Here is a 4,072-nt window from a genome sequence, read left to right on the forward strand (position 1 = left end):
GCAATATTAGCCTAAGTTATAACTCCTGTCGAAATCGACACTGCCCCAAGTGTCAGGGCGAGAAACGGGAAGCGTGGATACTGGCACGAGAAGCGGAACTATTACCCGTGCCATACTTTCATGTTGTTTTTACACTACCAAGTGAGCTAAATGGCTTAGTTATGTATGAGCCAAAGTCGGTTTATGACGCCCTTTTTGCCGCTTCATGGCAAACTATTGCTGTCTTTGCAAAAGACCCCAAACATCTCAATGCACAGGCAGGCATGATAGCCGTATTGCACACCTGGGGACAGAATTTGAGTCTTCATCCGCACTTGCATTGCATAGTGCCCGGTGGTGGAGTTGATGCCAAAGGACATTGGCGAAAAGCTCGCTCTAAAGGCAAATTTCTGTTTCCTGTAAAAGCCATGAGTGTGGTATTCAGAGCAAAATACCTAGCTGAACTCAGGCAAAGGCTAAAGGAAAAAGTACCCCAAACGCTACTTAATGCTCTTTACAAGAAAGATTGGGTGGTGTATGCCAAGCGTCCGTTTGGAAGTCCTAAATCGGTAGTGGAATATCTGGGTAGATATACCCATAAGGTAGCCATTAGCAATCATCGGATTAAAATTGTTGATGACAAGACGATAACATTCAGCTACAAAGACTACAAAACGGGTGCCCAAATCAAAGAAATGACACTAAGTCATGAGGAGTTTGTGAGGCGATTTAGCCAGCACATTCTTCCTAAAGGACTTGTCAGAATTCGGCATTATGGAATATTGAGCAGCACTTGGAAACGAGCCAGATTACCTGCATTGCAGCAAAAACTTGGACAAAAACAAACAGAAATCAAAGGGAAAACTCAAAGAGTAAGACCTTGCAAATGTTGCAAAACGGGCAGTTTGCGAACAATACTATGCTTTGACCAGCGAGGGCCTCCAGAGTTTTACAAGGAAATTTGGGAAAAGCTAAACCGCTCGGTTCTGGTATGAACGTGGGTAAGGGTAGGTATGCCCAAAATTTATAGAATCAGACTAGAAATGGGATAAAAACATCAAATCCAAACAAAACTTCATATCAGAGTGTCAGATCACTCTCAAAAAGCAAGGCTAAACATCACGAAAACCCCATAGGTGCGGAAAATCAGGTGTTTATAAGGAAAAAACTACCAAAGATTAAGTTCAACATTGGCTTCATTCTAGGCACGTTGTGCCGAACGAAGCCTTAGTTGTTATGGGCTGCACTTTTTATTCACAATATTTCTTTATCGCGTCAACTATCATTTGTTTTGTATCTCCAAGCTCATAGCCTTTCCTTAAGTCACTACATATTTTAACTTTATCATCTGCCGGAATTTCTATCTCTTGTTTTGTAGTATAAACAGAGATTTCTTTATTTTGGGTCAAAGTGCGACTATCTTTAAATTCATATTTTCGAATTCGGATAAATGCTCTCAAACTATATGCATCTTTGTTTAAAGGTTCTATTTCGATTGATTTATTGCAATCAGCAAGTGCTTCATCAAATTTCAAGTCGTACAAATAGGCTCTGCTTCTGTGAAAATAGACGTCACTATATTTCGAATTTAGTTCAATCGCTTTATTATAGTAATTTACAGCATCAGTATATTTCCCTTTGTCAAATGAATCAAGTCCTTTCTTAAAAATTGAGTTTGTTTTTATTACATTATCAGGTAAATGTGCCTTTCCAGATTTGTAAGTAGTTTCCCACTTTACTTCTCCTGTAGAATACCACTCAGTCCAAAAACCATCTTCCTTGCCATTCTTAAATTGACCTTTAAATTGAAGTTGCCCATTAGCAAAGTATTTGCCGGTTTCTCCATTTAACATTCCATTTGAATAGTTTCTATAAAGCTTTGTTGTTCCATCTTTATAGTAATATGTTCTTAATCCATCGTCAACTCCCTTTTTTATAAATCCTTCTTCTTTTTTCACTCCATTCAAATAATAGTCGATGTACCTTCCTGTATATGGTGTAGAAAAACCTTTTAAGCACCATTTGTCCTCATTTTTATACATTTTATTGATAAATGAAGGTATCCTTTTTATTTCATCTGGACGTTTAGCATACTCCTTTGTGAATACAAAAATTAGTTTGTCGAAATCATATATTTGATACTCGCCAAACTTTGATTTTGTAGTAACAACTTCAATATGATCAACTATGTCCTCTGATAAGTTTCCTTCTTCTTCCGAAATATCTTGAAAAATCGGAATAGAGTCAACTACATAAAGTACTTTTTCACTCTTTTCTTGTCCATATGTTAATAATGATATTAATGTCAATAAATAGATGAGAAGTTGTTTCATAAATCGTTTTTAAGTATTGTCCATAAATGTTGAGAGTTTTTTTTGTGTTGTGACTAACGATTTAGGGTCTAAAATAGAAAATATTTTCTATTGGCACAAAAAATCCCCTACCCATAAACAAACGAGTTTGAATTTTGGTAAATAATTTAAAAAATAATCGAATCAGGAGCATGCTTTTGGAATTAATAAATATTGTGAACGGGGTAGCTTAAAGCTCCGCCAATTTTCTTTTGACAATGCTCCCATCTCCAGGATTCTGATCGGGCTAACATTTCTGCATGCACCAATTAGTAAATCGAGCTTTCATTCGATTAATATTTTTACGCTTTTGGTATTTCTACCGTTAGCAAGTTTTCTTTTTTTGACCCAAAAATGTCGGATTCTGACTAACGTTTTTGTTTTGTATTGATAATCAAGTGCTTGTAATGTTCAGTTCGGCATTAGTCAGTCCAAATTTATCAATTTGTTTTTGAATTCTTTTGACCAATCCTAGTTTTCTTTTTTGGTCTAAAAACAAATAGCCTTCGGGGTTTATGTATCTGGTGCCTTTTGTTACCATATTCCATACTATCACTGCCAATTTTCGTGCTGTTGCACTTATAGCTGATTAATTTATCTTAAGTTTTTTTTTGATGAAAACGAAATATTACTAAAAAATTAGCAATTAAAACTTGCCTGCTACCCCTTGACTTTGACACCTATTTTTTCAAAAAGCTCTCAGATGAATACCTGAGCAGGATTTTGGCTTAATTTTCAAAAATTTGTAGAGAGCCGATTTGGTTTTTAGGTATTGACTTTCAGTGCCTTACGGTTGTAATTTTGCATTATGGCTTATTTGAAAGTTGAAAAGAAAGAATCGGGTACTTATTTACGTATTTTGGAGAGTTATCGAAATGCTGATGGTAAACCAACGTCGAAGGTTTTGTACTCTCTTGGGAAGGTCGAAGATTATAAGCCTGAGGATCTTCGTAACATTGGAATCAAGTTTTATGAATTAGGCGGTGGTGACTTGAAAGCCCTTCTCGAAGGCGAATTATTGGAATTAGGCCGGTACAATTATGGTTACCAAAAGGTATTCGGCTATTCCCTTGAGCATTATGGCTTAAAGTCATTATTAGATCGTATTCAGAAAAAGAGTAAGCTGCAATTCAGCCTATTTGATAGTGTTTTTTTGATGCTTTTGGAGCGTCTTCAAATTCCTTGTAGCAAACTCAGTAACTTTCAGCACCGAGAAGAATATGTAAATCTACCCGAACTATCCTTACATCATCTTTACCGAGCCTTGGATAAATTGGCTCAAAACAATGAACTCATCCAGCAACAAATCTTCCAAACTGGTCGCGATCTGTTCAACCAAAGTTTAGACGTAGTCTTTTACGATGTAACCACTTTTTACTTTGCCAGCGAAGTAGAGAAAGAAGGTGAACTCCGACAAATGGGTTTTGGAAAAGATGGCAAAATAGGTAAAACCCAAATCCTCTTTTGCATGATGATTGACCACCATAAAAACCCTATCGGCTATCGAGTTTTCAAAGGCAACACCTACGAAGGAGACACATTTAAAGAAGCTTTGGATGACCTCAAAAAAAGATATCAGATAGATAAAGTTATTGTAGTAGCTGATAGAGGGATGCTCTCTAAGAATAATTTAGAGATAACAACTGGCAAGGGCTACGAATTTATCATAGGTGAGCGATTGAAAAACTTACCACAAAAAACGCAGAAACAACTACTTGACCTGAAAAATTATCATCACCAAT

General features: G+C 36.4%; 4 protein-coding genes. 2 read left to right on the plus strand and 2 right to left on the minus strand.

All coding sequences use genetic code 11. The features are described from left to right. A partial coding sequence (locus EGI22_RS16985) for an IS91 family transposase (protein WP_255069626.1) occupies positions 1 to 974 on the plus strand: 974 nt, incomplete at its 5' end. Positions 975 to 1,229: 255 nt separating this feature from the next. Here EGI22_RS16985 and EGI22_RS16990 read toward each other — a convergent pair. Both EGI22_RS16990 and EGI22_RS16995 read right to left on the minus strand, forming a co-directional pair. After that, on the minus strand, positions 1,230 to 2,312 hold the full coding sequence (locus EGI22_RS16990) for a tetratricopeptide repeat protein (RefSeq protein ID WP_255069627.1): 1,083 nt from the start codon (positions 2,310 to 2,312) through the stop codon (positions 1,230 to 1,232). Between the two features lie 412 nt (positions 2,313 to 2,724). After that, on the minus strand, positions 2,725 to 2,892 hold the full coding sequence (locus EGI22_RS16995) for a hypothetical protein (protein WP_255069628.1): 168 nt from the start codon (positions 2,890 to 2,892) through the stop codon (positions 2,725 to 2,727). 246 nt (positions 2,893 to 3,138) lie between these two features. On the opposite strand from EGI22_RS16995, the gene EGI22_RS17000 reads away from it, so the two are divergent. Then, positions 3,139 to 4,072: IS1634 family transposase (locus EGI22_RS17000; RefSeq protein ID WP_255069629.1), on the plus strand; the 934-nt coding region annotated here is incomplete at its 3' end.

Source organism: Lacihabitans sp. LS3-19, assembly GCF_024343575.1.
In the GTDB taxonomy this organism is placed as follows: Bacteria; Bacteroidota; Bacteroidia; order Cytophagales; family Spirosomataceae; genus Leadbetterella.